This window comes from Methylobacterium sp. AC433, from assembly GCF_979253015.1.
Window position 1 is genome coordinate 352807 of record NZ_CEEDBN010000002.1, and the last position, 10962, is coordinate 363768.

Here is a 10962-nt window from a genome sequence, read left to right on the forward strand (position 1 = left end):
GATTCGCCCGAGGCTAGATCGACGTGCGGGGATTCGCCTAGCCCGGCCGGGATCGCTCCGCGAGGAAGCGCCGGATCCATTCGCCGACCCGCGCGCCGTCGCTCGGCGCATCGAGGGAGGCGAGGGCCCGCGCGCGCAGGGCCTCGTCGAGTGCGCCCGGGCGGTGGCCCGCGATGAGGGCGCGGGCGTAGTCGCGTTCGAATTCCGGATGGAACTGGAACGAGACGGCGCGCCGGTCGGAATAGGCGAGGATGCCGTGCGGCGTGAAGCCGTTGCCCGCCAGCGTCCGGCTCGCCGGCGGCGCCTCGATCACCTGGTCCTGGTGGATGGCGGGCGCGGCGACCTCCGGATCCGCGTCCATCCAATCCGCCGCGCGCGCGATGCGATAGGCATGCAGGCCGATCCCCCAGCCCTTGTCCGACTTCTCGACCCGCCCGCCGAAGGCGGTCGCCATGACCTGATGCCCGAAGCAGATCCCCACGAGGGGCTTCTCCGGATCGAGGCCGCGCAGGTACGCGATCAGCGTGCCGATCCAGGGCAGAGAATCGTAGACCCCCGCGGGCGAACCGGTGACGAGGGTGGCGTCGAAGGCGTCCGGATCGGCGGGCCAGTCGCCGCGATTGACCGAAAACACCGTGAGATCGTGCCCGGAACCGAGGCGGTCGGCCGTCATCCGGCCATAGCCCGGATAGCGGCCGGCGAGCCGCTCCGGCGGGGTGCCGGCTTCGAGGATCGCGATTCTCATGGGTGGCATCAGGGTTGGGCTGACATCGGCACTCCGGGCCTGGCGCGAGCGTCCGTCGAGGCGGTTCGCGGACCATCGGCTCGCCGACACGCCGAGTCCGGAGGCCGGCCGTCGCAGCCGCGGTCGCGACCGTCGATCGCCTACCCCTTAAGGGCCGCCAGGGTGTGCGCCACGAGCGCATTGGCATGGCCATGGCCCATCGAATAATCGGTCTTGAGCATGGCGACCAAGTCCATGTGCTTGGCGGGAAGCCGCTTTCGCAGCAGTTCCTGCCATTCCGCCACCGGTCGCCCGTATGTCTTCTCGATTGACGGGAAGTAGGAGGCGGGTCCCTTGATCGGTCCGTCGCTCATGGCGGTCGTGGCTCCGGGAGATGTGCTGGCCCGTTTGGCGCTCTCGGCATTCTGGATCGCCGGTCTCGTTTTGGAAATGGAGCGTGCCGCCAGGCCGAAGCCCGCTCCCGCCCGAACCCGATTTCGGGCCGCTCCGGAAGGCGCCGGGTCTCTCACGGCGAGGAGGCTCGCGCGGCGCGGTCGGGTCATCGGGATCGAGGTGACGAAGCAGGTCTCCGCCACACCCCGGCGCCGCCGCGTGAGGAGGGCGCAGGGGAAGCCGAGGACGGTCCGCCCGGCGCCGCGATCAGGCGGCGCTGGCGCGCGGCCGCAGGCGGCGCCAGGGTTTGCGGCCAGCCGGCTCGGGCGCCTTCGTCCGGATGTCCATCGGATTGCCGCGCCAGACGATGGCGCCGCGCATCCAGGCGCCGATCCAGAGGAACGGGATCAGCGCGTCGCGGATCAGGAAGGCGAGGAGGAGCCGGGGATGCCGGTACCAGCGCGCCCGGGCGGCCAGGACGATTTCGGCCCCGTACCACAGTCCCGTGAGCCCCAGGAGAAGGACCGCCAGGGTGAGGGAGGGCGCGGCCGCGAGGGCGAGGGCGAAGGGCAGGAGCGGCCCGCAGCCGATCTCGGGGGCGAAGAACAGCGGGAAGGTGACCCGCCGGAGCCGCGCCCAGCGCAGTTGCCGCGACCAGATTTCGGACAGCGTACGGCGTCCGAGGGGCTGGTCGAAGGGAGCGGCCACGAGGTGGACCCGGGCGCCCGCCGCGCGCACGAGCTTGGTCGCCGCCGCATCCTCGGCGATCTCGGCCGCCAGCGCCCGGATGCCGCCGCGCGCCTCCAGGAAGGGCTTGTGCCAGAGCATGCTCTTGCCCTGGGCGAAGCCGAGGCCGAGGGCCTCGCCGGTATATTGCCAGCGCGCCTGCAGGGTGTTGAGGAAGGCGCATTCCACCGCGGCGAACAGGCCGGAGGGACGCGCGCCGATCGGCGTCGAGCAGACGAGGCCGGTATCGGGGCGCCAGGCCGCCTGCAATTGCTGCAGGTAGTCCGGCGGCATCGCGACGTTCGAGTCGGCGAGCACCACCCAGTCGTGACGGGCCGCCTCCCAGCCACGCACGCAGTTGTTGAGCTTGGGGTTGTCGCTGATCCGCTCGTCGCCGACGATCAGGCGGGCGGGCACCCGCGGATGGGCCGCCATTAGGCGCTCCAGGAGGGGGACGATGGGATCGGCCCCGTCGGCCACGCAGAAGATCAGCTCGTAACGGGGATGGGCCAGCTGGAAGCCGCGGGTCAGCAATTCCTCGCTGAAGGCCTCGATGCCGCAGACCGGCCGCACCAGGGAGACCGGGGCGTCCTTCGGGAAGACCGACGCGCCGTTGCGCCGTCCGATCCGCAGGGCCGCCACCGTGATGCCGACGAGGTTGACCAGCGTCAGGGCGACGCACAGTCCCAGGGCAACGGCGGCGCCCGGCTCCGACAGCTCCCGCAACGCCTGATCCCACATTCGCGACGTCTCCCGCTCGCGAGGCTCCAAGAACGCGGCCGGGCGCGGGTTGGACACCGCGTCGCGTCTCCGGCTGCACAGCGCCCCTAACAGCCGCGCTGCTTCAGTCGTATGACAGCCTCGGACGACGAGGGGGGACGTGCGTGGCGGGACCGGCGCAGGTGGCGATCGTGGGGGCCGGGATGGCGGGGGCGAGCGCGGCGCGCCGGCTCCACGAGGCCGGCCTCTCCGTCGCGCTGTTCGACAAGGGCCGGCAGCCCGGCGGTCGCATGGCGAACCGCCGAGACCGCGAGACCGGCCTCAGCTTCGACCACGGCGCGCAGGTGATGCGGGCGCACGGCCCCGCCTTCCGCCGCCGCCTCGACGACTGGAAGTCCCGCGGCCTCGTGGCGCACTTCGACACGGACGGCACCGTCACGGCCGTGCCCGACATGACCGCGCCGGTGCGCGACCTTCTCGCCGGCCTCGACGTCCGCGCTGGCCGGACCGTCACCGCGCTGGCCCGGACGGAGCACGGCTGGCGGGTCGCCCTGGCGGAAGCGGAAGCGGAAGCAGAGGTGGGCGCGGACCGGGTGTTCGACGCGGTGGTCCTGACGGTGCCCGGCCCGCAGGCCCTGCGCCTCCTCGCGGCGAGCGGGTGCGCGCTGCCCGGCGTCGAGCGGGCGCGCTACGCGCCCTGCTGGTCATTGATGCTGGCCTGCGAGGCGGAGCCGTCCGTCCCGGGCGACGTCCTGCGCCCCGCGACCGGACCCATCGCCGCGCTGTTCCGCGAGGGCGTGAAGCCCGGACGCCCGGAGGCGCCGCCGGCCTACACCATCCACGCCACGCCCGCCTGGTCGAAGGCCCATCTCGAGGAAACCCCCGAGGCGGTGCGGGCGAGCCTCCTCGCGGCCATCGGCGAGCTCTTCGGCGGCCCCGTCACGCCCCTCCAGGCCCGCGCCCATCGCTGGCGCTACGCCTTCGTCGAGGAGACCTGCGGCGCGCCCTGCCTCTACGATCCGGCCCAGCGCCTCGGCTATGCCGGCGACGGCTGCCTCGGGCCGCGGATCGAGGCCGCCTACGACAGCGGGCTCGCCCTGGCGGAGCGGCTGATCGCGGATCTGGCCTGAGCGCATCACGATGAACCCGTCCACATGAGCCTGCCCATCGTCTTCCATCCGGCCTACGAGGCGACCCTGCCGGAGGGACACCGCTTTCCCATGCGCAAGTACGGGCGCCTGGCCGAGCTCCTGGCCGAGCAGGGGCTGGCCCCGGACGGCTTCGCCCGGCCCGAGCCCGCCGGGGCCGACCTTCTCGCCGCCGCCCATGACCGCGCCTACGTGGAGGCCGTGCTCGCCCTCGACGTCTCGCGCGAGATCGAGCGCAACATCGGCCTGCCGGTGGGCGCCTCCGTCGTCGCCCGTTCCTGCGCCTCGGTGGGCGGCACCCTGCTGGCGGCCCGCCTCGCCCTGGCCCACGGCCTCGCCGGGAGCACCGCCGGCGGCAGCCACCATGCCCGGCGCGAGACCGGTGCCGGCTTCTGCATCTTCAACGACGTCGCGGTGGCCGCCCGCACCCTGCACGCGGAGGGCACCGTCGCGCGCGCGCTGGTGGTCGATTGCGACGTCCACCAGGGCGACGGCACCGCCGATTGCCTGAGCGGGACGCCCGACCTCTTCACCCTGTCGATCCATGCCGAGAAGAACTATCCGACGCGCAAGATCGCCGGCGACCGGGATGTCGGGCTGCCCGACGGGGTCGACGATGCCGGATACCTCGCGGTGCTGGCCGCCCATGTCGGGCCGCTGCTCGACGCGCTGCGCCCCGACATCGTGTTCTACAATGCCGGGGTCGATCCCCACCGCGACGACCGGCTCGGGCGCCTCGACCTCACCGATGCGGGCCTGCTGGCCCGCGACCGCTTCGTCGTCGGCGAGGCGCACCGGCGCGGCATTCCGTTCGTCGGGGTCATCGGCGGCGGCTACTCCACCGACATCGACGCCCTCGCGGCCCGCCACGCCCTGGTCTTCTCCGCCATGGCCGAGCGGGCGACCTGACCGACGGCCCTGGCGATCCGGTCGGTCCGGGCCGCCGCTAGGAATCCGGCAGCGCCGCGTGCCGCGCGACGATCCGGTTGATCATCTGTCCGAGCTGCTCGGCGGAATAGGGCTTGTGCAGGAGCTCGAAGCCGTGCGCGTCCTCCTGGGCGAGGATGTGGCTGTATCCGGAGGCGAGCAGCACCGGCAGGTCCGGCCGGCGCCGCCGCAGCTCCTGCGCCAGGGCGACGCCCCCCATGCCGGGCATGACCACGTCCGAGACCACGATGTCGAAGGGCGCGGCAGCGCCCTCGATGTCCGCCAGCGCGCTCTCGGCATCGGTGTGCCAGGTCGGCAGGTAACCGAAATCCTCCAGGATCTGGCGCGCGAAGCGTCCGACCTCCAGGTTGTCCTCGACGAGGAGCACGCGCAGCCCGTCCCCGGACACGGCGGGGCGCTCGACGGCGGAGACCGTCGGCGCCGATTGATGCGCCGCGACGGCCGGCAGGTAGAGCGTGAAGGTCGTTCCGGCGCCCACCGTGCTCGTCACCGCGATGTCGCCGCCCGACTGCTTGGCGAAGCCGAAGACCTGGGACAATCCGAGGCCGGTGCCCTTGCCCACCGCCTTGGTGGTGAAGAAGGGCTCGAAGATCCGGTCGAGATGGTCCGCCGGGATTCCGCTCCCCGTGTCGGTGAGGGAGATCGCCGCGAACCGGCCGGCGCTGCCGCCGGGCTTGCGCGGGTGCGGCAGGGAGGCACGGCATTCGAGCCGGATGGTCAGGGTGCCCCGCTCCTCCATGGCGTCGCGGGCATTGACGGCCATGTTGATCAGGGCGGTCTCGAACTGGCCGAGATCGGCGCGGATGTGACAGGTCTCGTCGGGCAGCTCGGTGACGATGCGGATGCGGGCGCCCGTCACCGTCTCCAGCAGCTCCGCGACGAGCACGAGCCGCGCCCGGACATCGAACACCTCGGGCTTGAGCGCCTGCCGCCGCGCGAAGGCGAGCAATTGCCCGGTCAGCCGGGCGGCCCGGTCTACGGTCTCGGACACCGCGTCGAGATAGCGACTCCGGCGCGCCTCGGGCAGGTCCGGCCTGCGCAGGAAATCGACGGAGGAGCGGATGATGGTGAGAAGGTTGTTGAAGTCGTGGGCGACCCCGCCGGTGAGCTGGCCCACCGCCTCCATCTTCTGCGCCTGGCGCAGGGCCTCGTGGGTCTGCTCCAGCTCCGCCGTGCGCCCGGCCACGCGCTCCTCGAGGGTCGCGTTCAGCTCCCGCAGGGCGGCCTCCGCCTCCGCCTGCGCATGGGCCGACCAGGTCCGCGCCGCGACCTCCGTGGTCAGCCGCACCTCCGCGTCGGTCCAGCGGCGCGGCGCGGCGGCGTGCACGTAGAACACGCCGCCGAGGGACACGACGCCGGATTCCTCGCCGCGCATCATCGGAGCCACGATCAGCGCCCGCGTGCCGATGCTGTCCCAGCTGTCCTGGAACCCCGACTGCGCGGTCCGGGGATCCGTCCGACAATCCGCGACCACCAGGGTCCGCCCCTGCCGCAGTTCCGCGACCAATGCGGGCCCGAAGGCCTCGATCACCCGGGCCTCGCCGGCGAGCGACGCCATCCGGCCGTCGCTCCAGTCGCGCTCGACCGCGATGACATCGCCCCCGTTCCGGAGATGTCCGTAGCCGGCCCGTCCGGCGCCGAGATGCGCGCCGAGGCTGGCCGCGGCGATCATCGTGATCTCCAGCGGCGTGGCCGCCCTCCGCAGGCGGTCCCCGAGGGCGATCTGGAAGAGCAGGTGGCCCTCGGCGGCCTTGCGCGCCGTGATGTCGATGACCGTGCCGAGCGCCCGGACGCAGCGCCCGGTCTCGTCGAACACGCCCCGGCCCTTCGCCGCCACCCAGCGCACCACCCCGTCGTGGCGGCCGACGGTGCGGTACTCCACGTCGTAGCTGGCGCGCAGGGCCGGATCGAGGGCCGAGGCGAAGGCCGCACGGGTGGCCGCGAGGTCCTCCGGGTGCAGGCCGGCCTCGAAGTCGTCGAGGGTCACCGGCGTTTCCGGGGGGAGGCCGAACATCGCCTTCGTCCGGTCCGACCAGATCAGCGTGTCCGCGACCGGATCGAGATCCCAGGTTCCGACCTCCGCCGCCTCCGTGGCCAGCCGCAGCTGCTCCTCGCGCCGCTGCAGGCGCATCTCGGCCCGCTTGCGGTCGTGGATGTCCTCGACCACGCCGTACCAGCGCAGGATCGTGCCGTCCTCGGCGCGCCGCGGGTAGGCCCGGGCGCGCATCCAGCGATACTCGCCCGTGGCGAGGCGGATGCGGTAATCGACGTCCACCGGCTCCCCGGAGGCGAGGCAGGCGCCGAACACGGCGACGGTCCGCGGCAGGTCCTCGGAATGGATCGCCCGGGTCCAGCCGTCGCCCAGGGGCTCGCCGGGGGCCTGTCCCGTCAGGGTCAGCCAGCGCGTCGCGTAGGAGGTGATGTTGCCGGCGGGATCGCAGGTCCAGGGGACCTGGGGATTCAGCTCGACCGCGTGCCGGTAATGATCCTCGCTCTCGCGCAGGGCCGCCTCGCCGAGCACACGGTCGGTCGTCTCCGCCGTGACGCAGAACAATCCGTTGACCGCACCGGCATCGTCGTAGACCGGCGAGTAGGTGAAGGACCACCAGCTCTCCTCCGCCCGGCCCGCCCGCGCGAGGTCTAGCTTCATGTCGGTGAGGGTGCGGGACTCGCCGGCGAGGGTGGCCTCGACCAGCGGGCCGATCTCGTCCCAGATGCTGCCCCAGACCTCGCGGAACGGACGGCCGAGGGCGTGCGGCAGGCGATAGCCCAGGATCGGACGGTAGGGGTCGTTGTAGAAGCAGAGCAGGTCGGGCCCCCAGGCCAGGAACATCGGCCGGGGACAGGCGAGCATCAGGGCCAGCGTGTTGCGCAGGGCCGGTGGCCAAGCCTCCGGCGGGCCGAGCGGCGTTCCGGTCCAGTCGTGCGTCCGGATCTCGACGCCGGTGACGCTGCCCGCGTCGAGGAATGCCAGGGAATGGGTCACGCGCCGTGCGATCCGGATCGATCGCTCCGCTTCGGCATCTCGGCTGTTCGGTGGATCGATTTGGGGAGGCCGGCTGGCATGGCCATGGCATAGCGCCGCCGCGCCGACTCGTACAGCGACCGTCCGGTCCCGCACCGAACGGGCCGCCCCGAGCCGGCGGGCTTGCGCCCCGCCCCGGTGACATCGGTCACGCTGTCGGACCGGCAGCCGGCGACGGCGATCGTCGCGATGCGAAAGCGGTGTCGGTGCCGCTCACCCCCGGTCATGCACGCGCGGGCCACCGCGTTCAGGCCGGTGCGCCCGGCTTCGGCAGGCTCTTGGCGGCGTGCTCCATGGCATCGAACAGCTTCTCCAGTTCCGGTCCCTCCAGGCAGTGGAATCCCAGCGTCCGGGTCAGCAGAAGCCCCAGGGTGGCGAAGGTCAGCATCGCCCCGGCACCCGGGCAGCAGGCCACGTCCTCCATCTGGGCGAGCCGCTGCGTCAGGAAGGCGTTGAAGCCGGCGAAGGCCTCGGGACTCTCTGCGGAGGCCAGCAGGAGCGCGCGCGGAAAGCCGTCCTCGTCGGCATAGATCTGGCGCGCATGGGCGATCAGCGCGAGGGGGAGGGCGGCCGCGCCCGATCCCTGTTCGGCTTCGTGGGCCGCCACGCTCTCGCGGATCTCCCGCAGCTTGCGCTCGGCCAGCGCCGAGATCAGCGCGTCCTTCGAGGCATAGTGGTGCAGGACGCCGCCCTTGCTGAGGGAGGCCTCGGCCGCGACGGCGTCGATGGTGAGGGTGCGCGTGCCCATGCGCCGAATCAGCCGTTCGGCGGCGTCGAGGATCACCAGGGGTCGGTCTTCGCGGCGGGTACGCGCCTTCATCATGGACAATCCAGCCAGGCCGCCAGCGCTTTCGAGGGAGGAGGATCCGCCGCCTGAACCTGCGAGAAGACCGATAACTTCAATGGGATACCGGGGAACGCGCGAGCCGGGAAGACGGTTCGGCGAAAAAAACAACCGTCTGGACGGTCGGTAAGATTGCCGGTAAGTGTGGCGCGAGGCGGGGGCTTCCGAGTTCGAGGACGTGATGGTGGGTTGGCTGACCATGGGGCCGCGCGGGTGCGGGGGCCTGGCCCTGGTGCTCATGGCCTGTTCCGCCCCGGTCCCCTCCGCTCGGGGTGCCGAAGGGGATGCCAAGGCGGCGACCAGGCCGGCGAGCCCCGCCGTCGCGGTGGTGCGCACCGCGGTGGCCCGCGCCACCACGATCGCCTCCGACCTGATCTTCACCGGCGACATCCAGGCGCAATCCCAGGTCAACGTCGCCTTTCGGACCAACGGCAAGATCGCCAAGCGCCTCGTGGAGGTCGGCGACCACGTCACCGCCGATCAGGTGCTGGCCAAGCTCGACCCGCAGGAGCAGCGCGCCAATCTCAACAACGCCCAGGCCGCGCTCACCTCGGCCGAGGCGCTGCTGACCCAGGCCAAGCTGAACTTCAAGCGCCAGGAGCAGCTCATGGCCAGCGGCTACACCACCCGCCCGAGCTACGACGACGCCGAGCAGCAGCTGCGCACCACGCAGGCCTCGGTGGATTCCGCCAAGGCGGCCCTGGGCACTGCCGAGGAGCAGTTCTCCTACACGGACCTGAAGGCCGGCGTGGACGGCATCGTTCTCAGCCGGACCTTCGAGGTCGGACAGGTGGTGCAGACCGGCCAGACCGTCCTGGCGATGGCCCAGGACGGCCCGCGCGACGCCGTCTTCAACATCTTCGAGGCGGTGCTCGCAGCCCCACCCGGAAGCAAGACCGTCGACGTGACGCTGCAGGCCGATCCGCGGGTCAAGGCGACCGGCCGGGTGCGCGAGATCTCCCCCAGCGTCGACGCCGCCTCCGGGACCGTGCGGGTCAAGGTCGGGCTGGACGAGACGCCCAAGGCCATGAGCCTCGGCGCGGTGGTCATCGGCACCGGCAAGTTCCGGCCGCGCCAAGCGATCGTGCTGCCCTGGTCGGCCCTGTATCGCTGGGAGAACGGCCCGGCTGTCTGGGTGCGCGATCCCGCCAGCGGCACCGTCGCGCCCCGCTCCGTCACGATCGAGCGCTACGGACCCAACACCATCGCGCTGAAGGGCGGGGTCGAGCCCGGCGAGGAGGTCGTCATCGCGGGGATCCAGCTCCTTCGTCCGGGGCAGGCCGTCGCCGTCGCCGAGACCCTGGAGGCGACGCGATGATCCGCCCGAGCCTGCGCGCCCTCGCGCTCGTCGTCCCGCTCGGCGCCTGCCAGGCCGCTCAGGAGGCCGCCCCGCCGCCCCCGGTGCGGCCGGTGCTGGTCCGCGTCGTCAAGCCGGTCACCGCCCAGGTCTTCGGCCCCTTCGCGGGCGTGGTGGCGCCGCGCTACCAGTCGGAGATCGGCTTCCAGATCGCCGGCCGCATGATCGCCCGCGACGTCACGGTCGGCGACATCGTACAGAAGGGCCAGCGCATCGCCGCCCTCGATCCGGTGGTGACGCGCTTCGCCCTGACCCGCGCGGAGGCCGATCTCGCCGACGCCAAGGCGCAGGCCGAGAACGCCAGCGCCACGGAAGCGCGCCGCCGCCGGCTGCTCGCCGGCGGCAACGTCGCCCAGGCCCAGCTCGATACCGCCGTGGCGAGCCGCGACACCGCCCAGGCCCGGGTCTCCCAAGCCGAGGCGAGCCTGCAGCGGGCGCGGGACCAGATGGGCTATACCGAGCTGAACGCGGATTTCGACGGCGTCGTCACGGTGCGCAGCGCCGAAGTCGGCCAGGTCCTCAGCGCCGGCCAGGCCGTCGCGACCCTGGCGCGGCCCGAGGAGCGCGAGGCCGTGGTCGACATTCCCGAGGAACTCGTCGGCACGATGCCGACCGACGCCCAGTTCACGGTGTCGCTGCAGAGCGCCCCGGACGTGACGGCGACGGCGCGGGTGCGCGAGATCGCGCCCTTCGCCGACCAGACCACGCGCACCCGGCGCGTCCGCATGACCCTGATCAGGCCCTCCGAGGCCTTCCGCCTGGGCTCGACCCTCACGGTCACCCTGGCGCGGGCCGAGCCGCCCCATATCGACCTGCCCGCCACCGTCGTGCTGACGGAGGAGGGCCGCGATGCGGTCTGGGTCGTCGCGCCGGACGGGAAGAGCGTGCTCAAGCGGCCCGTCACCGTCACGCGCCGGGACGCCGAGCGCGTCAGCATCGGCGCGGGCCTGGATGCCGGCGACCGCGTGGTCGTGGCCGGCGTCCACTCGCTCAAGGACGGGCAGGCCGTGCGTCTGCCCGACCAGGCGCCCTGACCCGCGCGCCCGACGCCGTCCATCATCAGCCGCCACCCCGGTG

General features: G+C 72.6%; 9 protein-coding genes. 4 read left to right on the plus strand and 5 right to left on the minus strand.

The genetic code is table 11. From position 1 onward, the window contains the following. Positions 1–37: 37 nt before the first annotated feature. The 3 genes from AC0IWM_RS05195 to AC0IWM_RS05205 all read right to left on the minus strand — a co-directional run bounded on the left by AC0IWM_RS05195 (position 38) and on the right by AC0IWM_RS05205 (position 2569). A complete protein-coding gene (locus tag AC0IWM_RS05195; RefSeq protein WP_471753372.1) occupies positions 38–745 on the minus strand; it encodes a glutamine amidotransferase-related protein in 708 nt (235 codons plus the stop codon). Positions 746–885: 140 nt separating this feature from the next. Then, a complete protein-coding gene (locus tag AC0IWM_RS05200; protein ID WP_471753373.1) occupies positions 886–1098 on the minus strand; it encodes a DUF4287 domain-containing protein in 213 nt (70 codons plus the stop codon). A 286-nt stretch (positions 1099–1384) separates the two neighbouring features. Further along, entirely contained in the window at positions 1385–2569 is a 1185-nt protein-coding gene (locus AC0IWM_RS05205) for a ceramide glucosyltransferase (protein WP_471753374.1), read from the minus strand. A 158-nt stretch (positions 2570–2727) separates the two neighbouring features. Here AC0IWM_RS05205 and AC0IWM_RS05210 point away from each other — a divergent pair, with 158 nt between their 5' ends. Next, positions 2728–3693, plus strand: coding sequence for an NAD(P)/FAD-dependent oxidoreductase (locus AC0IWM_RS05210; protein ID WP_471753375.1), 966 nt, complete (start codon positions 2728–2730; stop codon positions 3691–3693). Positions 3694–3717: 24 nt separating this feature from the next. Next, entirely contained in the window at positions 3718–4620 is a 903-nt protein-coding gene (locus AC0IWM_RS05215) for a histone deacetylase family protein (RefSeq protein WP_471753376.1), read from the plus strand. A 37-nt stretch (positions 4621–4657) separates the two neighbouring features. Here AC0IWM_RS05215 and AC0IWM_RS05220 read toward each other — a convergent pair whose 3' ends face one another. After that, positions 4658–7645 (minus strand): PAS domain-containing protein, encoded by a 2988-nt coding sequence (locus tag AC0IWM_RS05220; protein ID WP_471753377.1) that lies wholly within the window; start codon positions 7643–7645, stop codon positions 4658–4660. Between the two features lie 286 nt (positions 7646–7931). Beyond that, positions 7932–8507 carry a TetR/AcrR family transcriptional regulator gene (locus AC0IWM_RS05225; protein WP_471753378.1) on the minus strand — a complete coding sequence of 192 codons (576 nt, stop codon included), beginning with the start codon at positions 8505–8507 and terminating at the stop codon, positions 7932–7934. A gap of 259 nt (positions 8508–8766) precedes the next feature. Between AC0IWM_RS05225 and AC0IWM_RS05230 the strand changes: the two genes are divergently transcribed. Beyond that, on the plus strand, positions 8767–9846 hold the full coding sequence (locus tag AC0IWM_RS05230) for an efflux RND transporter periplasmic adaptor subunit (protein WP_471753519.1): 1080 nt from the start codon (positions 8767–8769) through the stop codon (positions 9844–9846). After that, positions 9843–10919 carry an efflux RND transporter periplasmic adaptor subunit gene (locus tag AC0IWM_RS05235; RefSeq protein WP_471753379.1) on the plus strand — a complete coding sequence of 359 codons (1077 nt, stop codon included), beginning with the start codon at positions 9843–9845 and terminating at the stop codon, positions 10917–10919. The genes AC0IWM_RS05230 and AC0IWM_RS05235 overlap by 4 nt, the downstream gene beginning before the upstream one ends. The last annotated feature ends 43 nt before the right edge of the window (positions 10920–10962 follow it).

What these genes read in the sequence shown, in the direction of transcription:
- AC0IWM_RS05195 (WP_471753372.1), bottom strand. Translation starts at nt 745, where the DNA reads ATGAGAATCGCGATCCTCGAAGCCGGCACCCCGCCGGAGCGGCTCGCC.
- AC0IWM_RS05200 (WP_471753373.1), bottom strand. Translation starts at nt 1,098, where the DNA reads ATGAGCGACGGACCGATCAAGGGACCCGCCTCCTACTTCCCGTCAATC.
- AC0IWM_RS05215 (WP_471753376.1), top strand. Translation starts at nt 3,718, where the DNA reads ATGAGCCTGCCCATCGTCTTCCATCCGGCCTACGAGGCGACCCTGCCG.
- AC0IWM_RS05225 (WP_471753378.1), bottom strand. Translation starts at nt 8,507, where the DNA reads ATGATGAAGGCGCGTACCCGCCGCGAAGACCGACCCCTGGTGATCCTC.
- AC0IWM_RS05230 (WP_471753519.1), top strand. Translation starts at nt 8,767, where the DNA reads ATGGCCTGTTCCGCCCCGGTCCCCTCCGCTCGGGGTGCCGAAGGGGAT.
- AC0IWM_RS05235 (WP_471753379.1), top strand. Translation starts at nt 9,843, where the DNA reads ATGATCCGCCCGAGCCTGCGCGCCCTCGCGCTCGTCGTCCCGCTCGGC.